General features: G+C 69.8%; 19 protein-coding genes. 17 read left to right on the plus strand and 2 right to left on the minus strand.

The annotated features are described in order from the left end of the window. Positions 1 to 34: 34 nt before the first annotated feature. The 15 genes from OG214_RS26360 (at position 35) to OG214_RS26430 (ending at position 19,470) form a co-directional block, all read left to right on the plus strand. The gene (locus OG214_RS26360; protein WP_363084293.1) at positions 35 to 517 is read left to right on the plus strand and encodes an Ig-like domain-containing protein; all 483 of its coding nucleotides are present in this window, start codon (positions 35 to 37) and stop codon (positions 515 to 517) included. An 88-nt stretch (positions 518 to 605) separates the two neighbouring features. Next, a complete protein-coding gene (locus OG214_RS26365) occupies positions 606 to 1,139 on the plus strand; it encodes a GNAT family N-acetyltransferase (protein WP_363084294.1) in 534 nt (177 codons plus the stop codon). Between the two features lie 15 nt (positions 1,140 to 1,154). After that, entirely contained in the window at positions 1,155 to 2,225 is a 1,071-nt protein-coding gene (locus OG214_RS26370) for a hypothetical protein (protein ID WP_405986151.1), read from the plus strand. A 117-nt stretch (positions 2,226 to 2,342) separates the two neighbouring features. After that, entirely contained in the window at positions 2,343 to 3,125 is a 783-nt protein-coding gene (locus OG214_RS26375) for a TIGR03936 family radical SAM-associated protein (RefSeq protein ID WP_405986152.1), read from the plus strand. 234 nt (positions 3,126 to 3,359) lie between these two features. Further along, positions 3,360 to 7,484 carry an Rne/Rng family ribonuclease gene (locus tag OG214_RS26380; protein WP_405986153.1) on the plus strand — a complete coding sequence of 1,375 codons (4,125 nt, stop codon included), beginning with the start codon at positions 3,360 to 3,362 and terminating at the stop codon, positions 7,482 to 7,484. Between the two features lie 260 nt (positions 7,485 to 7,744). Beyond that, positions 7,745 to 8,065, plus strand: a complete 321-nt coding sequence (gene rplU / locus OG214_RS26385) for a 50S ribosomal protein L21 (protein ID WP_363082201.1) — start codon at positions 7,745 to 7,747, stop codon at positions 8,063 to 8,065. 14 nt (positions 8,066 to 8,079) lie between these two features. Next, a complete protein-coding gene (gene rpmA, locus OG214_RS26390) occupies positions 8,080 to 8,337 on the plus strand; it encodes a 50S ribosomal protein L27 (protein WP_093604510.1) in 258 nt (85 codons plus the stop codon). Between the two features lie 116 nt (positions 8,338 to 8,453). Then, a complete protein-coding gene (gene obgE / locus OG214_RS26395; protein ID WP_363082200.1) occupies positions 8,454 to 9,902 on the plus strand; it encodes a GTPase ObgE in 1,449 nt (482 codons plus the stop codon). A 396-nt stretch (positions 9,903 to 10,298) separates the two neighbouring features. Then, positions 10,299 to 11,804: an SDR family NAD(P)-dependent oxidoreductase gene (locus OG214_RS26400; RefSeq protein WP_382864558.1), complete on the plus strand. Its 1,506-nt coding sequence runs from the start codon at positions 10,299 to 10,301 to the stop codon at positions 11,802 to 11,804. 134 nt (positions 11,805 to 11,938) lie between these two features. Further along, entirely contained in the window at positions 11,939 to 14,041 is a 2,103-nt protein-coding gene (locus OG214_RS26405; RefSeq protein ID WP_405986154.1) for a hypothetical protein, read from the plus strand. Positions 14,042 to 14,232: 191 nt separating this feature from the next. Next, entirely contained in the window at positions 14,233 to 15,465 is a 1,233-nt protein-coding gene (locus OG214_RS26410) for a glycosyltransferase family 2 protein (protein WP_405986155.1), read from the plus strand. A 178-nt stretch (positions 15,466 to 15,643) separates the two neighbouring features. Further along, on the plus strand, positions 15,644 to 16,711 hold the full coding sequence (locus tag OG214_RS26415) for a glucose-1-phosphate thymidylyltransferase (protein ID WP_363082196.1): 1,068 nt from the start codon (positions 15,644 to 15,646) through the stop codon (positions 16,709 to 16,711). Further along, the gene (gene rfbB, locus OG214_RS26420; RefSeq protein ID WP_363082195.1) at positions 16,708 to 17,694 is read left to right on the plus strand and encodes a dTDP-glucose 4,6-dehydratase; all 987 of its coding nucleotides are present in this window, start codon (positions 16,708 to 16,710) and stop codon (positions 17,692 to 17,694) included. The genes OG214_RS26415 and rfbB overlap by 4 nt, the downstream gene beginning before the upstream one ends. After that, a complete protein-coding gene (rfbD, locus tag OG214_RS26425; RefSeq protein ID WP_405986156.1) occupies positions 17,691 to 18,593 on the plus strand; it encodes a dTDP-4-dehydrorhamnose reductase in 903 nt (300 codons plus the stop codon). The genes rfbB and rfbD overlap by 4 nt, the downstream gene beginning before the upstream one ends. Before the next feature lie 82 nt (positions 18,594 to 18,675). Next, positions 18,676 to 19,470, plus strand: coding sequence for a class I SAM-dependent methyltransferase (locus tag OG214_RS26430; protein WP_363082193.1), 795 nt, complete (start codon positions 18,676 to 18,678; stop codon positions 19,468 to 19,470). A 155-nt stretch (positions 19,471 to 19,625) separates the two neighbouring features. Here the strand turns inward: OG214_RS26430 and rfbC are convergent, their stop codons facing one another. Both rfbC and OG214_RS26440 read right to left on the minus strand, forming a co-directional pair. Beyond that, a complete protein-coding gene (rfbC, locus tag OG214_RS26435) occupies positions 19,626 to 20,225 on the minus strand; it encodes a dTDP-4-dehydrorhamnose 3,5-epimerase (protein WP_363082192.1) in 600 nt (199 codons plus the stop codon). A gap of 92 nt (positions 20,226 to 20,317) precedes the next feature. Then, positions 20,318 to 22,348: a glycosyltransferase family 2 protein gene (locus OG214_RS26440; protein ID WP_405986157.1), complete on the minus strand. Its 2,031-nt coding sequence runs from the start codon at positions 22,346 to 22,348 to the stop codon at positions 20,318 to 20,320. Between the two features lie 610 nt (positions 22,349 to 22,958). On the opposite strand from OG214_RS26440, the gene proB reads away from it, so the two are divergent. Together proB and OG214_RS26450 are read left to right on the plus strand one after the other, a co-directional pair. Then, positions 22,959 to 24,065 (plus strand): glutamate 5-kinase, encoded by a 1,107-nt coding sequence (gene proB / locus OG214_RS26445; protein WP_363082202.1) that lies wholly within the window; start codon positions 22,959 to 22,961, stop codon positions 24,063 to 24,065. A 145-nt stretch (positions 24,066 to 24,210) separates the two neighbouring features. Beyond that, on the plus strand, positions 24,211 to 24,726 hold the full coding sequence (locus tag OG214_RS26450) for a hypothetical protein (RefSeq protein ID WP_363082190.1): 516 nt from the start codon (positions 24,211 to 24,213) through the stop codon (positions 24,724 to 24,726). Positions 24,727 to 24,802: the final 76 nt, after the last annotated feature.

Below are 24,802 nucleotides of genomic sequence, written 5' to 3' on the forward strand. Positions count from 1 at the left end.
ATCGTCCCCAAGGGCCGATCGAGGAGTCGAATCAGTGAGGCGTTTGCGAGAGCGGGAAATCTGGAAGACGGCGACTGTCGCGGCATTGGCCGCGGTCGTCGCCCTCGCGTCACCGGCGGCCGCGGCGGTGCCGTCGTCGACCACCGTCCAGGCGGCACCTTCGGCGGCGGCCGTCGGGGAATCCGTGGTGCTGAGCGCGACGGTCACCTGTACGGCGGACCCCAGCGGCGGTCTCGGCGTGACGTTCTTCGACGGCAGCGACCTTCTGGCCACCGTGCCGGTCAGCGCCGGCGGTCAGGCGTCGTACCCGACCAGCTTCAGCACGACGGGCACCCACACGATCACCGCCGCGTACAACGGCAACACCGACTGCGGCGCTTCGAACGCCGAGACGACGGTCGTGGTGTCGGCGGCGCCGGTACCCCCGACGCCTCCGATCGGCTACTGCCTGCTCGCCTGTGGCGGCCTGATCAACTTCTCCGCCGGGAACATCCACAACGAGATCAACCTGGACTGAGACCTGCCCATGCCCGGTCACGGGTGACCACGCCCGGCCACGGGGTAATCCGTGGCCGGGCGCGTGTGTGCGGCGGCACAATGGGCGAATGCCGCGGTTCATCGCTCCCGACGTACGGATCCAGGCCTCGTTCCTCGACGCGATGGCGGAGTTCGTCGAGGAGGGCGCGGGCGAACGGGCCCTGCTGCTCCACGAGATGCAGGAGTTCGCGGCGAGCTGGCACCGGCCCGAGGTCTTCGCGACCTATGTGGACCGGCTCAACGCCGAGCCGCTGGAGGAGACTCCGCGGGTCGACGGCTGGGTGCCCAACACCACGCTCTGGTACGTCGACGGCGACACCTTTCTCGGCCGCCTCGCCATCCGCCACCGGCTCAACCCCTTCCTGCGTGAACTGGGCGGCCATATCGGCTATGCCGTACGCCCCAGCGCCCGTCGGCGCGGCCACGCGACCGCGATGCTGGTCGAGGCCATCCCGGTCGCCCGGGGGCTCGGTATCGAGTCCGTCCTTGTCACGTGCGACACCACCAACACCGCGTCGCGCAAGGTGATCGAGGCGGCGGGCGGGGTGCTGGAGGACGAGCGCGGAGGAAAGCTGCGTTTCTGGATCCGAACGGGCGTCTGATGCGTCCTGTTCGGTATGGAGCGTGACAAGTCACCGACGGTGTACGGGAATCACCAGGCACCCGCGGAGTACGAGCCCGGTGAGGGATGTCTGACGACGGCCGTGCGGATTCCCGTACGGATCGTCGTGCTGCTGATCGTCCTGCCCGTACGCATCGGATGGGACGTGCTCGTCATCGGCGCGAGGGCGCTGCACCGGGTGACACTGCGCCCGCTGGGCCGGGCGCTCGGATGGCTCGGCCGCGTACTGCTCGTCATCCCGTCGGTGTGGCTGTACGGGACCGTGCTCACTCCGCTCGGCCACGCTCTGGTGTGGCTGGGACGGTACGGGCTGGTGGTACCGGTGGTGTGGGTGTTCCGGAGTGTGTTCGCGCCGGTGGGCCGGGGTGTGGCCTGGCTCGCAGACGCCACGGGAAGCCTGCTGGTCCGGCTCTACGAGACGTTGCTCACTCCGCTGGGACATGGCCTCGCATGGCTGGCGAAGGCGGTCCTCGTCCGGCCGTGGGCGGCGTTGTGGCGCTTTGTGCTGGTGCCGCTGGTGCGGTACGGGGTGGTGGTGCCGGTGGTGTGGACCTGCCGGAACGTGCTCGCGCCGCTGGGGCGGGGCGGCGTGTGGCTGCTCCGGGTCGTACTCGTCGTACCGGTGAGCTGGTTCTGCCGGCGGGTACTGGTCCCGCTCGGCCGGGAGACCGTTGCCGCGTTCGGGGTCGCCTGGCGGGTCGCCGGGCATGTCTCACGTGCCCTCGGGCGGGTGCTCGCCTGGCTGGCCTGGAATGTTCTGGGGCGTCCGGCGCGTTGGGCGTACATCACCGTGTGTACCCCGCTCGGCCACTGGCTGCGGGACAACCTGTGGGCGCCGGCCGCGCGGACGGCCGCCGCGGTGGGCAGGGTGGCCCGTGACACGCTCCGCACGGCGCGCGCGACGATCCGCCAGGCACGCCGCGACGTGTGGCGGACACTGGTCGGGGCGCCCCGTCCTCGGAAGGCTGGGGAACTGCCGGAGGGCCTTACGCGTACTCTGGGTAGTACAACGATCGTCCCCGGCGCGGAGCCCGCACCCGAGATCTCCTTGCGGAAGCGGGGCTGAGCCGGGACCCGGGGGCCACCCCACGTCCGAGGGCGGCGCGTCACCGCGTACCGCCCGCACCGAGGAGAAGAAGCACTGGGCAAGCGACAGCCCGAAGGCCCGCCACCCGCACCGGCGGTGCAGCGCATCCGACTGCGCTACACCAAGCGCGGCCGCCTCCGGTTCACCAGCCACCGTGACTTCCAGCGCGCCTTCGAGCGGGCGCTGCGCCGCGCCGATGTACCCATGGCGTACTCGGCGGGGTTCACCCCGCACCCGAAGGTCTCGTACGCCAATGCCGCACCCACCGGCACGGGCAGTGAGGCCGAATTCCTGGAGATCGCCCTGGCGGAGGCGCGCGACCCGGACACGCTGCGCGAGCTGCTGGACGAGTCGCTGCCGGCCGGACTCGACATCGTCGACGCCGTCGAGGCCCGTACGTCGGGGCTCGCCGACCGGCTGACCGCTTCCGTCTGGGAGCTGCGGCTGGACGGCGTTGAGCCGCAGCGGGCGGAAGAGGCCGTGAAGGCCTTCCTCACCGCCGGGTCGGTCGAGGTGGAACGCCGTACGAAGAACGGTCTGCGGACCTTCGACGCACGGAGTGCCGTGGTCACGCTGGAGTCCGCTCCCCCACCGGCTGATAGGCCGGGGGACGGGCCCTGTGCGATACTGCGGCTGGTTGTTCGGCACGCAACACCCGCCGTTCGACCCGACGACGTCCTGTCCGGTCTCCGAGCTGTGGCCGACCTGGCGCCGCCGGTCCCCGCAGCGGTGACCAGGCTGGCGCAGGGGCTCTTCGACGAGGAGACCGGCACGGTGACCGACCCGCTCGCGCCCGACCGCGAGGCAGTCCGGCCCGCGCCATCCACGGCCGCCGTACTCGCCGCCGCGAAGGCGCCGGAAGGTGCAGGTTCCGCGTAGGGCGGTCGTTGTAGCGCAGCTCTGGGACTCGGGAGCCACCTGGGTCGGGCCGCGCACTGACCAGAAGACTTTCGCCAGGCCGTGCGTACATCGCGCAGGGAACCGGCGAGCCAGACATAACAGCTCCCGTGCGGCGCCCGCGCCCCGGACGGCGGCCATCGCGCACACAGCGCGAGCCGCGGCCGGACCGGATTCAGGCGTGGCGCCCGGGAGCGTGACGGGAGAAACCCCCGCATGCTTGAGCCCATCGAGCCCGGATCACTCCGGGATACGACCACCGACAACAACAACGAAGAGAACAACACCCCCAGCGACACGCTGCCGCCGCGCCGCAGGCGCCGCGCCGCGTCCCGGCCCGCGGGGCCGCCGGCCGGGGGGGCCGAGAGCGCCGACGCCGTGAGCTCGGCCGAGACGGTCCTGCCGGCCATACCGGCCGCCGAGGCGGCCGTCGCCGCGGGGACCGCGCAGGACGCCGGAGCGGCAGCGGCCGACGAGCCCGCGCCGCCGCGTACGCGCCGTCGTGCGACCCGCAAGGCAGCGGCGCCCGAGGTGACCGCGTCCGAGGCGACCGCGCCGGATGCGGCAGCGGGGACGGCCGCGCCGAGCGAGGGCGCCGGAAGTGCTGAGACGGCTGTGGCCGAGGAGGCCGCGCCGCCGCGTACGCGCCGTCGTGCCACCCGCAAGGTCGCGGCGCCCGAGATGACTGTTTCCGAGGCGGCGCCGTCCGAGACTGCCGTGTCCGAGGCGGTGACGGCTGAGAGCGCCGGGACGGCTGTGGCCGAGGAGGCCGCGCCGCCGCGTACGCGCCGCCGTGCCACCCGTAAGATCGCGGCGCCCGAGGTCACCGTGCCCGAGCCCGCCGCCGAGCCGGAGCCCGTCGTGGCCGCCGCCGAGGAGAGCCCGGCCGAGGAGCCCTCCGCCGTGGAGGCCGAGCCCGTACAGGCCGAGCCCAAGCCCGCCACCCGTACGCGCCGCCGTGCCACCCGCAGGGCCACCGCGCCCGCCGGTGCGCCGGGCGCCGACGAGAGCGAGAGCCAGGAGGGCGAGGGCCTGCCGCAGGACGTCGTCGCGCAGATCAGCGCCGACGAGGAGCATGTCCGGGCCGCCGAGAAGGCCGCGAGCCGTGGCCGTACGCGCCGTAGGGCCACCGCGCCGGAGACCACCGCCGCCGAGCCCGTGAGCGGATCCGTGACCGCGCCCGCGTCCGTGGCGGAGCCCGTCGAGGCGCCGGAGCGTTCGCGCCGCCGTGCCGTCCGGCCCGCCGTGGCCGTCTTCCAGGCGCCCGTCTTCACCGAGCCGATGTTCCAGACCCCGGAGACCGCGGCGGCAGCCGCGGCCGCGGTCAGGCCCGCGTACGACGACACCTACGACGCCGAGTACCCCGTCGGCTACACCGACGACGCCGATCTCGACCAGGACCTGGATCACGAGAGCGAGACCGGCACCGGCACCGTGGCGGCGGCCGAGCCCGTCGCCGCGCCGGAGACCTCCGGCCGTCGCAGGCGCCGCCGCCGCGGCGAGTCCGCCGAGCCGGTGGAGAGCGCGCCGGCCGCCGAGGAAGCGCCGCACGACTCCGTGGACGAGACCGGGACCGAGGCGGAGGGGTCCGCCGAGGGCGACGACTCCGACGAGTACGAGGACCGTCCCTCGCGCCGCCGCCGCAGGGGTGGCAGGCGCCGCCGCCGCGGTGAGTCCGCCGATGCCGACGAGACCACCGACGAGCAGCACGACGAGTCCGCCGAGGACGGCGACCGCGAGAGCGACGACGACGAGGAGCACGACGAGGCCGAGTCGGCGGAGTCGTCCGGTGGTGGCGGCTCCTCCAGCAGCCGCCGCCGTCGCCGCCGTCGCCGTCGCAGCGGTGACGGAGCCGCCGAGGCCGACTCGGGCGGGGACGACCCGGAGCGTACGGTCGTCAAGGTCCGCGAGCCGCGCGAGCGGCGGAGCAAGGACACCGAGCCCGGCACCGGCGCCGACGAGGTGCAGTCCATCAAGGGCTCCACACGTCTGGAGGCCAAGAAGCAGCGCCGCCGCGAGGGGCGTGAGCAGGGCCGCCGCAGGGTGCCGATCATCACCGAGGCGGAGTTCCTCGCCCGGCGCGAGGCCGTCGAGCGGGTGATGGTCGTCCGCCAGAACGGCGAGCGCACGCAGATCGGTGTGCTGGAGGACAACGTCCTCGTCGAGCACTACGTCAACAAGGAACAGGCCACCAGCTACGTCGGCAACGTCTATCTGGGCAAGGTGCAGAACGTACTGCCGTCCATGGAGGCCGCCTTCGTCGACATCGGCAAGGGCCGCAACGCCGTTCTGTACGCGGGTGAGGTCAACTTCGAGGCGCTGGGCATGGCCAACGGCCCGCGCCGGATCGAGAGCGCCCTCAAGTCCGGCCAGTCGGTACTCGTCCAGGTGACGAAGGACCCGATCGGCCACAAGGGCGCCCGGCTCACCAGCCAGGTCTCGCTGCCCGGCCGCTATCTGGTCTATGTGCCCGAGGGCTCGATGACCGGCATCAGCCGCAAGCTGCCCGACACCGAGCGGGCCCGGCTGAAGACCATCCTCAAGAAGATCGTCCCCGAGGACGCGGGCGTCATCGTCCGTACGGCCGCGGAGGGCGCCAGCGAGGACGAGCTGCGCCGCGATGTCGAACGGCTCCAGGGGCAGTGGGAGGACATCAAGAAGAAGGCGAAGAGCGGTAACGCGCCGACCCTTCTCTACGGTGAACCCGACATGACCGTCCGGGTCGTCCGCGACATCTTCAACGAGGACTTCACGAAGGTCATCGTCAGCGGTGACCAGGCGTGGGAGACCATCCACGGCTATGTCACGCATGTCGCGCCCGATCTGTCGGACCGGCTTTCGCGCTGGACGGGCGAGGCCGATGTCTTCGCGACGTACCGGATCGACGAGCAGCTCATGAAGGCGCTGGACCGGAAGGTCTGGCTGCCGAGCGGTGGTTCGCTGGTGATCGACAAGACCGAGGCCATGGTCGTGGTCGACGTCAACACCGGGAAGTTCACCGGGCAGGGCGGCAACCTTGAGGAGACCGTCACCAGGAACAACCTGGAGGCGGCCGAGGAGATCGTGCGCCAGCTGCGCCTGCGCGACCTGGGCGGCATCGTCGTGATCGACTTCATCGACATGGTGCTGGAGTCCAACCGGGATCTGGTGCTGCGGCGGCTGCTGGAGTGCCTGGGCCGGGACCGTACGAAGCACCAGGTCGCCGAGGTCACCTCGCTGGGTCTGGTGCAGATGACCCGTAAGCGGGTCGGCCAGGGGCTGCTGGAGTCGTTCTCCGAGACCTGTGTGCACTGCAACGGCCGCGGTGTGATCGTCCATATGGAACAGCCCACGACGGCTGGTGGCGGCGGCAACGGCAAGCGCTCCAAGAAGCGCGGTCGTGGTGGTGTGTCCGGTACGGACCACGACCACGAGCACGAGCTTGTCGAGATCACGGCGGAGACGGAGGCCGACGTCGAGACGGAGGCCGAGATCGCCGCCGAGGTGGCCGCTCCCGCCGCGCTGGCGGAGCCCGCGTTCGCGCCGGACGAGGAGCTGTTCAGCAGCGTGGCGGAGGCCGAGGCCGCCGTACGGGGACGTTCGCGCCGCCGTGCGTCGCGCAAGGCCACGGCCCCGGCGGGTTCGCCCAAGGCGGTGGAGCCGACCGCAGTGGAGCCGGAGGCCCCGGCCGTCGAGGCGCCCGTGGCGGTGACCGAGCCCGAGCCCGAGGCGCCCGTCGAAGAGGCGGCCCCCAAGGGCCGTACGCGCCGTCGGGCCACGCGCAAGGCGACGGCCCCTGCCGGTTCGCCGAAGGCCGGGGACGACGTGGCGGCGGCCGAGGTGGTCGTGCCCGTGTCCGAGACCGTGTCCCCCGTGTCCGTACCGGCCGAGCCGGAGGCCGTGTCCGAGCCCCGTGCCGCCGAGCCGGCCGAGGAGACGCCGGAGGAGCAGCCCGTGGCGGCCCCGCCGCGTGCGCGCCGCCGGGCGACCCGCAAGGTTACCGCCCCGGCCGGTTCGCCCACGGGCGCCGAGGACACGTCGGTCGTCGTGGTGACGTCAGCGAAGTCCGACGAGCCCGCGGAGACCCCCGCCGAGGACGCTCAGGACGCCTCGGCGCTCCCGGAGCCCTCGGAGGAGCCGCCCGCGGCCAAGAAGACGGCACGCAAGACCGCCGCCAAGAAGTCCCCCGCGAAGAAGACGGCCGTCAAGAAGACGACGGCCGCCAAGAAGACCGTGGCGAAGAAGACGACGACGGCCAAGAAGGCGACAGCCAAGAAGACGGCCACGAAGTCGGCAGCGAAGAAGACCGCGGCGGCGGAGCAGCAGACGCCGTCCGGGGTCAGCGCCACCACGGAGGAGTAGGACTCCTCCGTCGCCCAGGACTCCTTCATCGCCGGACGGGCCGGAACAACCGGCCCGTCCGGCGATGGGGACCTGGTTTGACCCCCTGGACAAGGGGCCCGTACTCTAAACCTTCGGCGTGTTCCAATGCGCGCCCACTCCTGAGCACCTACCTCCCGGCTTCCGGGGGAGGCCGCTCGTCCTGTCAGGATCGGCACGGGCCCCGGCCCGTGCGGGCGGCTGGCATCAGGAGTTCCGTTCCGAGCGAGAGTGAGATCCGCGTGTACGCCATCGTGCGCAGCGGTGGCCGTCAGCACAAGGTTGCTGTCGGTGACATCGTTGAGGTTGACAAGATTTCCACCGCCAAGGTCGGCGACACAGTGGAGCTCAGGACCCTGCTCGTGGTCGACGGCGATGCCGTGACCAGCGACCCGTGGGTGCTGGACGGCATCAAGGTCACGGCCGAGGTCGTGGACCACCACAAGGGCGCGAAGATCGACATCCTTCGCTACAAGAACAAGACCGGCTACCGCCGTCGCCAGGGTCACCGTCAGCAGTACACGGCGATCAAGGTCACCGGTATCCCCGCGGCTGCGAACTAAGGGACTGAGGAGAGATGGCACACAAGAAGGGCGCATCGTCCACTCGGAACGGGCGCGACTCGAATGCTCAGCGGCTCGGCGTGAAGCGCTTCGGCGGTCAGGTCGTCAACGCCGGTGAGATCCTCGTCCGCCAGCGCGGCACCCACTTCCACCCGGGCTCCGGCGTCGGCCGTGGCGGTGACGACACGCTGTTCGCGCTGAACGCCGGCGCGGTGCAGTTCGGCACCAGCCGTGGCCGCAACGTCGTGAACATCGTTCCGGTCGCCGAGTGATCCGGCACCCGTAGAGCGGTTTCCTCGCGAGGGCGGACTTACTTCCCGGCCGGGAAGCGGGTCCGCCCTTCGCGTGTTCAAGAGAAGACATTTCCGTATGTACTGGAGGCAACCCCATGACCACCTTCGTGGACCGCGTCGAGCTGCATGTCGCCGCGGGTAGCGGGGGCCACGGCTGCGCCTCCGTACACCGTGAGAAGTTCAAGCCGCTGGGCGGACCCGACGGCGGCAACGGCGGACGCGGGGGCGATGTCATCCTCGTCGTCGAACAGTCCGTGACGACTCTGCTCGACTATCACCACTCGCCGCACCGCAAGGCCACCAACGGCAAGCCCGGCGAGGGCGGCAACCGTTCGGGCAAGGACGGCCAGGACCTGGTCCTGCCGGTGCCCGACGGCACGGTCGTCCTCGACAAGCACGGCACCGTACTCGCCGATCTGGTCGGACAGGGCACCACCTATGTGGCCGCCGAGGGCGGCCGTGGCGGTCTCGGCAACGCCGCGCTGGCCTCGGCCCGCCGCAAGGCCCCCGGCTTCGCGCTGCTCGGCGAGCCGGGCGACGCCGGTGATGTCGTGCTGGAGCTCAAGACCGTCGCCGATGTGGCGCTCGTGGGCTATCCGAGCGCCGGCAAGTCCTCGCTGATCTCCGTACTCTCGGCCGCCAAGCCGAAGATCGCGGACTACCCGTTCACCACCCTGGTGCCCAACCTGGGCGTGGTCACGGCGGGTTCGACCGTCTACACCATCGCGGACGTGCCCGGACTGATCCCCGGCGCCAGCCAGGGCCGCGGTCTGGGGCTGGAGTTCCTGCGCCATGTCGAGCGCTGCTCGGTGCTCGTGCATGTGCTGGACACGGCCACGCTGGAGTCCGACCGCGACCCGGTCACCGACCTCGATGTCATCGAGGAGGAGCTGAAGCAGTACGGCGGTCTGGGCGACCGGCCCCGGGTCGTCGTCCTCAACAAGATCGACATCCCGGACGGCCAGGACCTCGCCGAGATGATCCGGCCCGATCTCGAACGGCGCGGCTACCGCGTCTTCGAGGCGTCGGCCGTGGCCCGTACGGGGCTCAGGGAACTGTCGTTCGCGCTCGCCGAGATCGTCGCCAAGGCCCGTGCCGACCGGCCGAAGGAGGAGGCGACCCGGATCGTCATCCGTCCGAAGGCCGTCGACGACGCCGGGTTCACCGTCACCCTGGAGGACGACGGGATCTACCGGGTGCGCGGCGAGAAGCCCGAACGCTGGGTGCGCCAGACCGACTTCAGCAACGACGAGGCCGTCGGCTATCTCGCGGACCGGCTCAGCCGCCTCGGTGTCGAGGACGCGCTGATGAAGGCCGGCGCGCGCGCGGGCGACGGGGTGGCCATCGGGGCCGAGGACGACGCGGTCGTCTTCGACTGGGAGCCGACGATGATGGCGGGTGCGGAGATGCTCGGCCGCCGTGGCGAGGACCACCGTCTGGAGGCGCCGCGCCCGGCCGCGCAGCGGCGCAGGGACCGGGACGTGGAGCGGGACGAGGCGCAGCGGGAGTACGACACGTTCGAGCCCTTCCAGGGTCAGTCGTAACGAGAGGCCCAGGCCCTGCCGGGGGCGGTCATGGCGTTCCGCCGTGGCCGCCCCTCCGTCGTCCTCGCCGCCCCTCCGTCGTCCTTGCCGTCCGTCCGTCTGTCCTGTCCTCCCCGTCCGTCACCTGCCGTGGCACCGTCCACCGGCGCGGCGTCGCGGTCGGTGACCGCCGTGTCGCGGTCTGTACGCTCATCTGGGACGTCCCCCGCTCCGACGTGAAACTTGTGTGGTGTCCTTCACGTCCGGCTTCTGGCCCCGACCCACGGGTGTACTAGTGTTCCCAGGTGAATCAGGGGTTGCGTACCGATGTCGCAGGGCTGTGGTCCACCTTGCAAGAGGATTGCCGCGGGTGGGACCATCGCCTCATCCTCTGAGCCCGCAAGGTAGGTCAGTTCTGTGTCTGCAACTCCCGCCCCGCTCGCGAAGCCCCGTACCACCGCCGTCGTCCTGGCGGGCGGCACCGGTCAGCGCGTGGGACTGTCGATCCCGAAGCAGCTGCTGAAGATCGCGGGGAAGGCGGTCATCGAGCACACACTGTCGGTCTTCGAGCGGAGCGACTCGATCGACGATGTGATCGTGTTGATGGCCCCGGGCTATGTGCCCGATGTGGAGAAGATCGTCGCGAAGGCCGGACTGGCCAAGGTCAGCAGGATCATCGAGGGCGGCGCGACCCGGAACGAGACCACCGAGCGTGCCATCGAGGTCCTCGGTGAGGGCCTCGCGGAGGGCGAGGACCGCAATGTCCTCTTCCACGACGCCGTGCGCCCGCTGCTGTCCCAGCATGTGATCAAGGACTGTGTGGACGCGCTGGAGCGCTACCAGGCGGTGGATGTGGCGATCCCGTCGGCGGACACGATCATCGTGACCCGTACGCACGGCGAGGACGGCGAGTTCATCACGGACGTGCCCGACCGGTCCCGGCTGCGGCGCGGCCAGACCCCGCAGGCGTTCAAGCTCTCCACCATCCGCAGGGCGTACGAGATCGCCGCGGGCGACCCCAACTTCCAGGCGACCGACGACTGTTCGGTGGTGCTGAGGTATCTGCCGGATGTGCCGATCCATGTCGTGGCGGGCGACGAGTTCAATATGAAGGTGACCCAGCCGGTCGATGTGTTCATCGCCGACAAGCTCTTCCAGCTGGCCTCCTCCGCCGCCCCCCAGCAGTCCTCCGACGACTCCTACCGCGAGCTGCTGGCCGGCAAGACCCTGGTCGTCTTCGGCGGGTCGTACGGGATCGGCGCGGACATCGCCCAGCTCGCCGAGAGCTTCGGAGCCACGGTGTACGCGCTGGGGCGCTCCACGACCGGTACGCATGTCGAGAACCCGGAGCATGTCGACGACGCGCTCTCGCGCGCCTACGGCGAGACCGGCCGTATCGACTACGTGATCAACACCGCGGGTGTGCTGCGCATCGGCAAGCTGGCCGAGACGGACAACACCACCATCCAGGAAGCGCTGAACGTCAACTATCTCGCGCCGGTGCAGATCGCCCGCGCCTCGTACAAATACCTGGCCGAGACCAAGGGCCAGCTTCTGCTCTACACCTCCAGCAGTTACACGCGGGGCCGTGCCGAGTACAGCCTGTACTCATCCACGAAGGCGGCCATGGTGAATCTCACCCAGGCCCTCTCCGACGAATGGGCGGGCGACGGAATCCGGGTCAATTGCGTGAATCCCGAGCGCACGGCCACCCCGATGCGCACCAAGGCGTTCGGCCAGGAGCCCGAGGGTTCGCTGCTCTCCTCCGAGGCGGTCGCCAGGACCTCGCTCGATGTGCTGCTCTCCGAGCTGACCGGCCATGTCATCGACGTACGCCAGCAGGACCCGACCCGTGGTGCCTCCGAGGCCTCCGACTTCGAGCAGGCGCTCGCCGCCGTACTGGATCGTCAGGAAGATGTGTAATAATTCCTGACAATCTCTGATTTGGGCCTCTGTGGTCGCCGACGCGCGAATCACGGAGGCCCGAGTTCGTCAAGCCCCGTCTTCACAATTCCCTTGCAAGGTCAACAGCAGGCACGGTCTGGAGCAGGTTTTCCGTGATTTCGACAGCCATTCGCGTGGCCCGGGTGGGCAGCGGATCAGAGCTGGCAGCCGCACTACTTCTGGGAATCTCTTTCCCGTGCGTCATGCTCGCCGCGATAATTCCGCACTTCTGGTTCTTCGCGGCGGCGGCCGCTGTGACCTATCTCGCGGACACCTTCCTGCACCAGCGCGGCAGCTATCTGGTGAACCGGCTGGCCAAGGTCCGCGCCGGTCTGTCGATCCGCTTTCTGATCCGGCAGATGCTGCTGGTGCTGCTGGTCGCGCGCTCCGGACTCGGTGAGGACCGGATCTTCTATGTGACCGTGGTCGCGGTGCTGGTGTTCTACGGGCTCCAGGCACCGCACGGCGCGATCGTCACCCTGCTCAGACTGCGCCGCAGGCTGCCCGTGGTCACCCGCAACATCGACCTCGGCGCCATCCGGATCCCGGACGCCCCGCCGCCGTGGCTGCTCAACCGCTCCGCCGAGAAGATGCTCCACCTCGATGTCTTCGCCATGGTGGGCGTGCTGCTCACCCTGGAGACCCGGGAGAACGTCTACGGCTACGCCGGCCTCGGCCTCTCGCTGCTCCTCGCCGTCGGCTATGTCGCGGCCCTGCTGCCGTATCTGCGCCCGAGCCGGCTCGTACCGTCCGCCGAGAAGGTGCTGAAGGCGGTGGACGGCTGGCTGGCCGACTACCGGCCGACCGTGATGCTCTACTTCTCCGGCTCCAAGGAGTCCGCGTACCAGGTCAACATGTGGCTGGAGACGATGGACCAGCTCGAAGGACGGCCGCTGATCGTCCTGCGCGAGCGGGTGATAGCGCAGCAGCTCGGCCCGACGGCCGTGCCGGTGCTCTGTGTGCCCGGCGGCGTGCATCTGATGAATCTGGATCTGTCGACCGTACGGGTCGCGCTGTACGCGGCCAACGTCGGCAAGAACATCCATATGCTGCGCGTCCCGACCATGCGGCATGTCTTCATCGGGCACGGCGACAGCGACAAGCTCGCCAGCGTCAATCCGTTCAGCAAGGCGTACGACGAGGTGTGGACCGCGGGCCGGGCCGGGCGCGACCGCTACGCGCTGGCCGATGTCGGGGTGCGCGACGAGGACATCGTCGAGGTGGGCCGTCCGCAGCTCGCCCCGATCGAGCCGGCGAGCGGCTCCACGCGCAACCCCGTCCCGACCGTGCTCTACGCCCCCACCTGGGAGGGCTGGGACGACAGCCCCGGCAACACCTCGCTGCTGCTGGCCGGCGAGAACATCGTCAAGCGGCTGCTGGGGGCCGAGCGGCCGGTCAGGGTGCTCTACAAGCCGCACCCCTTCACCGGTACGCGCAGCGCCAAGGCGAAGGCCGTGCACGAGCGGATCGTCGCGCTGGTGGAGAAGGCCGCCGCCGAGCGTGCCACCGATCCCCGCTGGGCCGAGCAGAGCGCGGCGCTCCGTACCGGGCGGGACGCGGCGCGGGCCGAGCTGGCCCGTATCGAGGCACGGCTGACCGAGCTGTCCGGAGTGGCGGACTCGAGCCGGGACGAGGCGGAGGAGTCACGCGACGCCAAGGCCGATCCGGCGCGGCAGGCGGAGCTGACCCTGCTGCGGGACGAGTGGAACACCGCGTACTGGCGCTCCTTCGGCTGGTGGGAGCACCGGGTCATCGCCGGCGCCGAGCCGCGGCTGTACGACTGCTTCAACGAGTCGGACGCGATGGTCTCGGACATCTCCAGCGTGGTCTCGGACTTCATCGCCAGCGGCAAGCCGTACGCGGTCACCGATTCGGCGGGCCTGGGCGCGGAGGAGTTCAAGCGGCAGAACACCGCCGTACGGGCCGCCGTGATCCTCTCCAACAGCGCCAGGGAACTGGACCAGTTGCTCGACGCGGTGACCGATCCGGCCGCGGACCGGCTGGCGGCCGACCGCCGTGAGCTCAAGCGGTATCTGCTGGGTCCCGACGAGCCGTCGTCGATCGAGCAGTTCAACGCGGCGGCGCGGACGCTGGCGGCGAAGGCGCAGGCGCGCAACGTGGGGGTGGAGCAGCGTCTGGCCGGGCCGGAGGAGGCCGCGGCGCCGGACGACTCGGCCCCCGAGAGCAACGATCTGGACTCGCCGGTACGGGGCTGAGCCCCCGGGTCTTCGGCGGCGGTACGGGTTCTCCGGGCCCGGCAGGGTGTCTTCGGACGCGCTGCCGGGCCTTTTCCGTAAGGGAGTTGAGCGCTGCCCCGGCGCGGCGAACGCCAACTGTGATGCGTATCACGGATACTGGAGATCGTGACAAGACAACCAACATCCGATGCCGATTGTCTTGATTTTTGATGAACGACAAATCAGTTCCCGACGTAAGTGTGATCGTCGGGGCATATGAGGCGATGCCTTATCTGGTTCGCTGTCTGGAATCGGTGGAGGCCCAGACATTGGGTGCCGATCGAATCGAGATCGTCGCGGTCGACGACGGTTCGACCGACGGCACGGGGGAGTATCTGGAGGAATTCGCAGCACGGACCGCCATCTCGACCAGGGTGGTCCGACAGGCAAATTCGGGCGGTCCCAGCGGGCCGCGCAATGTCGGTCTGGAGCTGGCCAGAGGGCGTTATGTCTTCTTCCTCGACGCCGACGACTACTTCGGCGAGGAAGCGCTGGAGCGCATGGTGACCATGGCGGACCGGGCCGGCACCGATGTGGTGCTCGGCAGGATCGTGGGCGTGAACCGGGGCGCTCCCGGCTCGATGTGGACCCGCACGGCCGATCGCGTGGACATCTACAGCTCACAGGTGATCTTCACGCTGAGCGCGCAGAAGCTCTTCCGGCGCGAGCTGCTCGAACGGCTCGGGCTGCGGTTCGACGAGAAGTTAAGGACCGGGGAGGACGCCCTCTTCACGATGGAGGCGTACATCCGGGGCAAGGGCGTCTCGGTGATCTCCGACTACACCTGCTACTACCTCGTCGGCCGCGACGACGGCAAGCATGTGACCAAGAGCGGGAGCTACACGCTGCGGTTCGAGGCCACGGGCGCCCTCATGGCGCTCATCGCCGAGCTGGTGCCGGCCGGCCCCAAGCGCGACCGGATGATGGTCAGGCCTTTCACGGTCGGGCTGATCCAGCAGTTCGCGCACGGACTCCTGAAGCAGCCGGAGGAGATCCAGCGGCACAAGCTGGAACTGGCCGCACCGCTGATGGCCCGCTACTGGACCCCCGAGGTGGCCGCACGCATCAAGGTCGCCGAGCGGCTGCGGCTGGAGTGTGTCGCCCTGGGGCGGCTCGATCTGCTCCGGGACATGCTCGACTTCATCAGGGCCGAGACCAGGCCCGAGGTGGTCCGCAGGGGCCGCTCCCGTACGCCGTATCTCGCCTTCCCGCACTTCGGGGACCGTTCCACCGGCCTCAAGGACACCTCGTACGAGGTCACCGTGCCCGACTGGGTGGGCAGACCGGGGCTGGAGCGCATCGAGGCGCCCAGGGTCACGCGCCGGCGCAAGTCACTGCTGATCCGCGTGGCGCGGCAGGTCCGTACGCGCTTGCGGATCCGGTACGCGCTGTCGTCGTCCTGAGGGCGCCCGCACATACAGACGCGCGCATATGGCGAAGGGGCGCATATCTACGCGCCCCTGTGGCCCGAAGTATCCGGTCAAGGTGTCCGGCGGCGGGCCGTGCCGGAAATCGTAGGTAAAATCATGCTGTCGGGCGACGCCCGGACAGCATCGGAAATCTCAGCATGGGATAGGGATCGTGAAGGCTCTCGTACTGTCCGGCGGGGCGGGCACCCGTCTGCGCCCCATCACCCACACCTCCGCGAAACAGCTCGTGCCCGTGGCCAACAAGCCGGTGCTCTTCTACGGCCTGGAGGCGATCGCGGAGGCGGGCATCACCGAGGTCGGTGTCATCGTCGGCGACACCGCCGAGGAGATCCGCGAAGCGGTCGGCGACGGCTCCAGGTTCGGGATAAAGGTCACCTACCTCCAGCAGGACGCGCCGCTCGGACTGGCGCACGCCGTCCTCATCGCCCGTGACTTCCTCGGTGACGACGACTTCGTGATGTACCTCGGTGACAACTTCATCGTCGGCGGCATCACCGGACTGGTCGACGGCTTCCGCGAGGAGCGGCCCGACGCGCAGATCCTGCTGACCAAGGTCCCCAACCCGACCTCCTTCGGTGTGGCCGAACTCGACTCCGAGGGCCGGGTGGTGGCCCTGGAGGAGAAGCCGGAGAAGCCCAAGAGCGATCTCGCGCTCGTCGGTGTCTATCTGTTCACCCCGGCCGTCCATGAGGCCGTGCGCTCCATCGAGCCCTCCTGGCGCGGTGAGCTGGAGATCACCCACGCCATCCAGTGGCTGATCGACCAGGACCGTGACGTCCGCTCCACGACCATCTCCGGGTACTGGAAGGACACCGGCAATGTCTCCGACATGCTGGAGGTCAACCGCTCGGTGCTGGAGACCGTCGAGCCGTGCCGCGACGGATCGGTCGACGAGGCGACGGAGATCATAGGGCGGGTCAGGATCGAGGAGGGCGCGCGCGTCACCCGCAGCCGGATCGTGGGTCCCGCGATCATCGGCGCGGGCACGGTGATCAGCGACGCCTATATCGGTCCCTTCACCTCGGTCTCCGAGGGCTGCCGGATCGAGGACAGCGAGATCGAGTACTCCATCGTCCTGCGGGGCTCCTCCCTCACCGGTGTGCGCCGGGTGGAGGCGTCGCTGATCGGCCGCGATGTCGAGATCACCCCCGCTCCCCGCAACCCGTCCGCCCACCGACTCGTCCTCGGTGACCACAGCAAGGTGCAGATCTCTTCATGACCGACAGGATTCTCGTGACCGGCGGTGCCGGTTTCATCGGCTCGCACTACGTCCGTACGGTGCTCGGGCCCCAGGGCCCCGGCGATGTCGAGCTGACGGTGCTCGACAAGCTCACCTACGCGGGCAACCCGGCCAACCTCGACGAGGTCCGCGACCATCCCGGATTCGCCTTCGTCCAGGGCGACATCTGCGACGCCGAGCTGGTCGCCAAGCTGATGGCCGAGCACGACCAGGTGGTGCACTTCGCCGCCGAGTCGCATGTGGACCGCTCCATCGACGGCGGCGCCGAGTTCGTCCGTACGAATGTGGTCGGCACCCACACCCTGATCGACGCGGCGCACCGCGCGGGTGTGAAGACCTTCGTGCACATCTCCACCGACGAGGTCTACGGCTCGATCGACGAGGGCTCCTGGCCGGAGACCCATCCGCTGGAGCCCAACTCGCCCTACTCCTCGGCCAAGGCGTCCAGTGATCTGATCGCCCTGTCGTACCACCGCACCCATGGCCTCGATGTGCGGGTGACCCGCTGCTCCAACAACTACGGGCACCACCACTTCCCCGAGAAGGTCATCCCGCTCTTCATCACCAATCTGCTGGACGGCAAGAAGGTCCCGCTGTACGGCGACGGCGGCAACGTCCGTGACTGGCTGCACATCGACGACCATGTCCAGGGCATCGAGCTGGTCCGTACGAAGGGCCGGGCCGGCGAGGTCTACAACATCGGCGGCGGCACGGAGCTCTCCAACAAGGAGCTGACCGGGCTGCTGCTGGAAGCCTGCGGGGCCGACTGGGACACCAGCGTCGAGTACGTCACCGACCGCAAGGGCCACGACCGCCGTTACAGCGTCGACTGCGCCAAGATCCGTACGGAGCTGGGGTACGCGCCCCGCAAGGACTTCGCCGCGGGCCTCGCGGAGACCGTGGCGTGGTACCGCGACAACCGCGCCTGGTGGGAGCCGCTGAAGGGACGTGCGGCGCTGTGAGCGGCAGCTGGCTCGTCACCGGCGGCGGCGGAATGCTGGGTCAGGATCTGCTTGCCCGGCTCGTCGGGGCGGGGGAGCGCGCGGTGGGTCTGGACCGTACCGCGCTGGACATCACCGACCCCGCCGCGGTGCGCGCGGCGCTGGAGACACACGCACCGGCCGTGGTGGTCAACTGCGCGGCCTGGACGGCCGTGGACGACGCCGAGGCCAGGGAGGCCGAGGCGCTGGCGGTCAACGGCACCGGGCCCCGGGTCCTCGCCGAGGCCTGCGCCGCGTCGGGCGCCGTACTGATCCAGGTCTCCACGGACTATGTCTTCGCCGGGGACGGCGGCACTCCGTACGGGGAGTACGACCCCACCGGCCCGCGCAGTGCCTACGGGCGTACCAAGCTGGCCGGTGAGCGCGCGGTGCTCGACACCCTGCCGGAGACCGGCTACGTGGTCCGTACGGCATGGCTGTACGGGGCGGGCGGCGGGAACTTCGTCCGCACGATGATCAAGCTGGAGTCCGTCAAGGACACCCTGGACGTGGTGGACGACCAGCGCGGCCAGCCGACCTGGACCGGCGATCTCGCGGACCTGCTGGTGCGGCTCGGCGGGGCGGCGCTCGAAGGGGCGGCCGAACCGGGGGTCTACCACGGCACCAGCGGCGGTGAGACGAGCTGGTTCGGCTTCACCCGGGAGATCTTCCGGCTGCTCGGCGCGGACCCGGAGCGGGTCCGTCCGACGACCAGCGAGGCCTTCGTACGGCCCGCGCCCCGGCCCGCGTACAGCGTGCTGGGACATGAGCGGTGGAAGCGGGCCGGGATCGAACCCATCAGGGAGTGGCGCGAGGCACTCGCCGAGGCGTTTCCCGCCTTGGTCACAGCAGAGCGCCAATCGGGTGTTACTGACCAGTAGATGTTTACGTACAACGTCCGTGCCCACTAAGTTCACTGAGAATCAATCCCCAGTTTTTGATTCTCAGTGAAGGGCCCCTTACGTGGATCGCCACGGCTTCCTGCGCCAGCTGCACCGTGTGTACAAACCCCGCACCTATCTGGAAATCGGGGTCAATGACGGGCGCAGCCTGGCACTGTCCCGGGTACCGTCGGTGGCTGTCGACCCGGCGTTCCGGGTTGTCACGGACATCAGCTGCGATGTCCATCTGGTCAAGGCCACCAGTGATGACTTCTTCGCCCGCAAGGATCCTCTGATCCATCTGCGCAACGGCCGCAACCCGTTCCGGGCGCTGGCCCGCCGGGACCCGGTCAATCTCTTCGGCGGCGACCCGAAGCTGGAGCTGTCGTTCATCGACGGCATGCACCTCTTCGAGTACGCGCTGCGCGACTTCATGAACGTGGAGAAGCACTCCCGCTGGTCCAGCGTGATCGTCCTGGACGACATGCTGCCGCGCGATGTCGACGAGGCGGCGCGCGACCGGCACACCAAGTTCTGGGCGGGCGACGTCTACAAGGTCGCCCAGGTGCTGCGGCGGTTCCGCCCCGATCTGCTGGTCGTCGATGTCGACACCGAGCCGACCGGGGTGGTGGCCATCTTCGGTGCCAACCCCGAGAGCACGGTGCTCAAGGACAAGTACGACAAGATCATCGAGGAGTACGTCGTACCGGATCCGCAGAACGTGCCCGACGAGGTGCTGGTCCGCAAGAACGCGGTACGGCCCGAGGCGCTGCTCGGGGCCGGTTTCTGGCAGGGCCTGTCGCGTGCCCGCAATCTGCGGCGTCCCCGGTCGGCGTTCGCGCCGCTGCGCAAGCAGATCGAGACGATCACCGGCTGACGCGGAGCGTCCGCGGCCGGAACAGCGGCCATAGGGCATAGGCCATAGGGCATAGGAAGGGGCCCGAGCGATCCTGGATCGCTCGGGCCCCTTCTGTATATGGGAATGGAGCCAGCCGGGCATGGGGTCTGCCGGGCATTCAGCCGGGCATGGGGTCAGCCGCGGGCGGCCATTTCGGCGTAGTACGCCTGGCACTCCTCGTACGACGGCAGCAGACCCTGGGCCTCGGCCTCCGCGAGGGTCGGGGCCGACGCGTCCTTGTCGGAGAGCAGCGGGGTGATGTCCTGGGGCCACTCGATACCGAGTTCCGGATCCAGCGGACTGATGCCGTGCTCGCGCCCGGGGGCGTATCCCTCGGAGCAGAGGTAGACGACGGTCGCGTCGTCCGTCAGCGCCATGAACGCGTGGCCGAGCCCCTCCGAGAGATAGACCGCGTCATGGTCCACATCGTCCAGCCGTACGGCTTCCCACTGCCGGTACGTGGGAGAGCCCACCCGGATGTCCACGATGACGTCGAGCACCGCGCCGCGCACGCACTTCACATACTTGGCCTGGCCGGGGGGCACATCGGCGAAGTGGACACCGCGCAGCGTGCCGCGGCTGGACACCGAGCAGTTGGCCTGCGCGAGTCGCAGCGAATGGCCGGTCGAACCGGTGAAGTCGGAGGCCTTGAACCACTCGTGGAAGCTGCCACGGCTGTCCGGGAAGACCTTCGGTTCCTGTACCCAGGCGCCTTTGACGGAGAGCTGCCGCATGTGATCACGTCCTTGTTCTTGTCGCGTGGTGCGTGCTGTTCGCACGGTGCGTGGTGTTCGGGGGAGACGGCGGAAGGCGCCCCGCCGTCAGGTCAGAAGCGGGCCGCGAGGCGGCGCACCTTCTTGCGCGTCGAGGAGGGCAGCCGCCGTACGATCGGCCCGCCCGCCGAGCGGAGCATCCGCCGCAGGGCCGCCCTGCGGCGCCGTACCGTGACCACCCGTACGAGTGCGGGGTCGACGACGGCCACATCGCTGCGGTCGAGCCTGATCCGGCCGCCGGCGGCCACGGGCACCTCGCAGAGCGGCAGTTCGGGTCCCTTCGGACCGTCCAGCCGGGCAGAGAGCCGCGCCGTGCCCTCGGGCAGATCCGCCACGCGCGCGGGCACCGCGAGATGCGCCCGGCCGTGGTCGGGGCGCAGGGTGGTGGGGACGGTACGGCTGGTGCCGTCCGCGGCGGTCACGATCAACTCGGCGGCCCGGGAGCCGGACTTGGTGCCGGTGAACACATCGAGGCGCAGCTCGGGCCGTCCGGCGCCGGGCATCCGCCGTACCGGCCGGTCCGCGAGATACACGGCCAGCTTCTTGGCGCGGCCCGCGACATCAAGGGTGAGATTGCCGTGCGGGTCGGTGAAGTACGGAATGACCGGGCGGGCGGGTGAACCGAGCACCGCGGGCAGGCACTTGGCGTCCACCCGCGGGGCGCGGTCGGCGCCGAGCCGTGCCTTCCGTACGAGCCCGAGGCCGCGCAGCGGCACCCAGACGTCCCAGAAGCCGCGGGAGACCCGGCCGCGTCCCTTGACCGCCTCGCTGGTGACATGGCCCCGGCCGCGCAGCACGACCTCGTAGCTGTCGCCGTCCAGCTTCTCGACCTCGGCCGAGAAGTCGACGGGGCACGGCCACTCCACGGCGGTCTCGCGGTTGCGCAGGGACAGTTCGCCCTTGAAGTCGTTCATGTCGGAGGTGACATCGAGGAGTTCACCGGCGGGCAGCAGTCCCTCGGTGATCTCCGGGTGCAGGAAGTACCGGTTGTCACGGCGGATCAGACGCAGCGGTTCCTTGTCCTCGCCATGGACCAGCCGGCCCGTCAGCGAGAGCGCGATCCTGTCGTCGGACTCCCACTCGAAGTCCTCAAGACGGGCGGCGCCCTTGACCGAGGAGGCGAAACGGGCGATCTTCATCAGCCCCTCGCGGTCGTCGGCGCGCAGCAGGGTGGAGCGCAGCCGGGTCACCGAGCCGAGCCCCTCGTGCACGCCGTCGGTCATGAAGTCCTCGGCGAGCGGGCGGATGACATCGACCATCTCGTCGAGATACTCGGGAGTGAACTTGAGCACACCCGGCTCGCTCAGCCGGCCGAGCATCTCGACCCGGTAGAAGCGGCGCAGCAACCGGTCCCGGAATTCACCCGGTTCGGTGTTGTCGACGACGACCTGGAGGATCTCGCGGAGGTTGCCGTAGTAGCCGGACGGTACGAGCTTGGCCGATCCGGCGTTCTGGCCGTCGTCCCGCTTCGAGTAGTAGTAGCAGGTGTAATTCCCCAGGATCGACACGACCTTCGCGGGGAAATACGACTGCATCATGTAGAGCTGGTCCTCAAGGCGGCGCTTGCCCTCGGGGTAGGCGATGCCGTTCTCGCGGAGGAACTCCGTACGGAACATCTTGTGCGGGGTGAGGCTGTCGTAGAGCGGGGCGTCGGTCAGATCGCACTTCTCGCGGTTTGTCCGGAACACGCCGTGCGGAACACCGCGGAAGTTGGACGCGACTTTGCCGATCACGATGTCGGAGCCGTTGCGCCGGCCCATCTCGTACATCCGTCGCAGGGCGTCGGAGGCCATGTGGTCGTCCTGGTCGACGAACTGGACGTACTCGCCCTTCGCCTCGGACACGCCGATGTTCCTGGGCTTCCCGGGCCAGCCGGAATTGGGGATGTGGATCACCCGGAAGTGCGGGTGCTCCTCCGCCAGCTTGTCGAGCCGGCCGGGAGTGTCGTCCGTTGAACCGTCGTTGACGAACAGCACCTCGAAATCGGCCGCCGGCAGCGTCTGGGCCAGCAGCGAATCGATGCACGGATCGATGTACTTACCCGGGTTGTAAACCGGAATGACGACGCTCACTTTTACTGCCATTTACTGGTGGCCCATCTCGTGTGTGATTGCCCGGCGTGCTACACGGGGGGAAGGGGCGCCGCCGCCGGTGAAGCGAGGGGGCGCTGCCGACCGCTAGCCTAACCTTGACCGGAGCGCGATGTTTCCCCGTCGTTGTCTCACTTGACAGACTGCTGTCACCCTCGTCCGGTTGTGCGAGAGCCCGGATTATGTGGGTGGGGCGGGTGCGCAGATGCCGTCCCACCCACTGAAAAGGCAAGCCGTCGCCGGGCGCCGCCCGCGTACGCTGACCGGTCGGGGGGCTCCCCGACCGTGAGCCTCCGACGGCAAGCGCGCCGAGCGCGGCGAAGAAGCGCGGTGCGGTGCGATGAGAAGCGCAGTGAGAGCAGAGGCAGAGCACGTGGCAACGGCACGGCAGGACGCGGCGGGAGAACGGGACGCGGCGGGGCGGCCGGAGCCGGTGGAGCGCCGGGCGCGGGCGCAGGGGCCGGATCCGGTGGATCGGCCGGAGCCGGCCGACGGTCCTGTCCGGGGCGACAGCCTTGTCCGTGGCGACAGCCTTGACCGGGGCGACAGCCTTGTCCGCGGCGACGGGCCCGAGCCGCCCGAGCCGGCCGGGCGGGCCGAGGTGGTGGCGCAGGCCCGCAGAATCGTCGTCAAGGTCGGCTCCTCCTCGCTCACCACCGCCTCGGGAGGGCTCGACGCCGACCGGGTGGACGCCCTCGTCGATGTGCTCGCCCAGGTCAGAAGCGGCGGCGAGAAGGAGATCGTGCTGGTCTCCAGCGGTGCCATCGCCGCCGGGCTCGCACCGCTCGGACTGATCCGCCGCCCCCGGGACCTGGCCCGCCAGCAGGCCGCGGCCAGTGTCGGACAGGGGCTGCTGGTCGCCCGTTACACCGCGTCCTTCGCCCGCTACGGCGTACGGGTCGGACAGGTGCTCCTCACCACGGACGACACCAGCCGCCGGGCCCACTACCGCAACGCCTACCGCACACTCGACCAGTTGCTCGGCATGGGCGCCGTGCCCGTCGTCAACGAGAACGACACGGTCGCCACGGACGAGATCCGGTTCGGCGACAACGACCGGCTGGCCGCCCTTGTCGCCCATCTCGTCCGCGCCGATCTGCTCGTGCTGCTCTCGGACGTCGACGGGCTGTACGACGGCGACCCCAGCAGACCGGGCACCTCCAGGATCGCCGAGGTGCGCGGTCCCGCGGATCTGGCGGGAGTCTCCCTCGGCAGCGCGGGCAAGGCGGGTCTGGGCACCGGCGGCATGGTCACCAAGGTCGAGGCCGCCGCGATCGCCACCGCGGCCGGAGTCCCGGTGGTGCTGACCTCCGCCAGCCACGCCGCCGACGGGCTCGCGGGCCGCGACACCGGTACGTACTTCCACCGCACCGGACGCCGCTCCACGGGCCGGCTGCTCTGGCTCGCGCACGCGTCCACCCCGCAGGGCGCGCTCACCCTCGACGACGGCGCCGTACGGGCCGTCGTCCAGCGGCGCACCTCGCTGCTGCCCGCCGGGATCGCCGCCGTGGAGGGCGAGTTCAGCGCCGGGGACCCGGTCGAGCTCCGCGACACCGAGGGCCGCGCCGTCGCTCGCGGGCTGGTCAACTTCGACGCCAAGGAGATCCCCCAGCTGCTCGGCCGCTCCACCAGGGAGCTGGCCCGCGAACTGGGCCCCGCCTACGAGCGCGAGGTCGTACACAGAGACGATCTGGTCATTCTGCGTCCCTGACCGCGCCCCTGAAACGGCTGAAACTCCTGCCTTTGAACAGGGACCTTTACCAAAACCACCCCATGCCCCGCCCGGGACTGGTCAACTTTGTCTCAGGGGTATCAGGCGGGGAACAGCACGACGACGCAGCAACAGGAGGCCGCTGGTGAGACGAGCGCGCCCGGGGGCGGCGCCCCGAGGGACCGGGGGCAGCGCCCATGCCCGCAGGACCAAGGCGGAAGAACGGGCCCTGACCAGCGTCGAAGCGGGGGAAGACTTCGACGAGGAGCGACAGCGGGAGGCCGTATCGAGAACGGACGCGCGCCGGGAGGGCCGGGCGGTGTCGAAGCTGTGGCACATCACGCTGAGCGTCTCGGGCGCCGAAACCCCGCTGACGGAGGTCCGGCGTGGCTTGGAACAGCTGGCCCACGACCATCCATTTCTGCTCACGAGCCGGTACGCGAACGACCACGCGGAGATCCGCTACTGGGAAGAGGCCAGAGACCTGCACGACGCCGCCGCGGTGGCCCTGCGGCTCTGGGGAGAGCACCGGTCGAGCGCGAAGCTGCCGCCGTGGGAGATCGTGGGCCTTGAGGTCATCGACCGGGAGACGTACCACCAGCGGATCGCCGAGGGGTACGGTCCGCCCCCGGCGGCCCCGGTGGGCGTCCATCCCTTCTGACGCGCTTCCGGCTTCCGGCATGGTGACGGGACGCGTTGACGGGACGCGTCGGCGGGATGCGCTGATGGGACGCGTT

The organism is Streptomyces sp. NBC_00872 (assembly GCF_045161915.1).
Taxonomy (GTDB): domain Bacteria; phylum Actinomycetota; class Actinomycetes; order Streptomycetales; family Streptomycetaceae; genus Streptomyces.

What these genes read in the sequence shown, in the direction of transcription:
- OG214_RS26365 (WP_363084294.1), top strand. Translation starts at nt 606, where the DNA reads ATGCCGCGGTTCATCGCTCCCGACGTACGGATCCAGGCCTCGTTCCTC.
- OG214_RS26370 (WP_405986151.1), top strand. Translation starts at nt 1,155, where the DNA reads ATGGAGCGTGACAAGTCACCGACGGTGTACGGGAATCACCAGGCACCC.
- OG214_RS26380 (WP_405986153.1), top strand. Translation starts at nt 3,360, where the DNA reads ATGCTTGAGCCCATCGAGCCCGGATCACTCCGGGATACGACCACCGAC.
- rpmA (WP_093604510.1), top strand. Translation starts at nt 8,080, where the DNA reads ATGGCACACAAGAAGGGCGCATCGTCCACTCGGAACGGGCGCGACTCG.
- obgE (WP_363082200.1), top strand. Translation starts at nt 8,454, where the DNA reads ATGACCACCTTCGTGGACCGCGTCGAGCTGCATGTCGCCGCGGGTAGC.
- OG214_RS26410 (WP_405986155.1), top strand. Translation starts at nt 14,233, where the DNA reads ATGAACGACAAATCAGTTCCCGACGTAAGTGTGATCGTCGGGGCATAT.
- rfbB (WP_363082195.1), top strand. Translation starts at nt 16,708, where the DNA reads ATGACCGACAGGATTCTCGTGACCGGCGGTGCCGGTTTCATCGGCTCG.
- rfbC (WP_363082192.1), bottom strand. Translation starts at nt 20,225, where the DNA reads ATGCGGCAGCTCTCCGTCAAAGGCGCCTGGGTACAGGAACCGAAGGTC.
- OG214_RS26440 (WP_405986157.1), bottom strand. Translation starts at nt 22,348, where the DNA reads ATGGCAGTAAAAGTGAGCGTCGTCATTCCGGTTTACAACCCGGGTAAG.